We start from the raw sequence: 271 nt of genomic DNA, 5'->3' as shown, positions 1-271 counted from the left end.
GATATTGTCTTGAAAAATTGTCTGGTGACGATGGCGAGAAGGTCACACCCGTTCCCATACCGAACACGGAAGTTAAGCTTCTCAGCGCCGATGGTAGTTGGGGGTTTCCCCCTGTGAGAGTAGGACGTCGCCGGGCAGTTTCAAATGGAGGATTAGCTCAGCTGGGAGAGCATCTGCCTTACAAGCAGAGGGTCGGCGGTTCGATCCCGTCATCCTCCACCATATATTCCTTTAATAATTACAAATGCCGGTGTAGCTCAATTGGTAGAGC

Annotated in this window: 1 tRNA gene and 1 rRNA gene; both read left to right on the top strand. The window is 50.9% G+C overall.

Annotation, left to right across the window (positions count from 1 at the left end):
- Positions 1-20: 20 nt before the first annotated feature.
- Positions 21-136, top strand: a 5S ribosomal RNA gene (gene rrf / locus M3593_RS23850).
- 10 nt (positions 137-146) lie between these two features.
- Positions 147-222, top strand: a tRNA-Val gene (locus M3593_RS23845).
- The last annotated feature ends 49 nt before the right edge of the window (positions 223-271 follow it).

Source organism: Mesobacillus sp. MER 48 (genome assembly GCF_023714225.1).
Classification (GTDB): domain Bacteria; phylum Bacillota; class Bacilli; order Bacillales; family Cytobacillaceae; genus Mesobacillus; species Mesobacillus oceanisediminis_A.
This window is presented reverse-complemented; position numbering and strand designations above follow the sequence as displayed.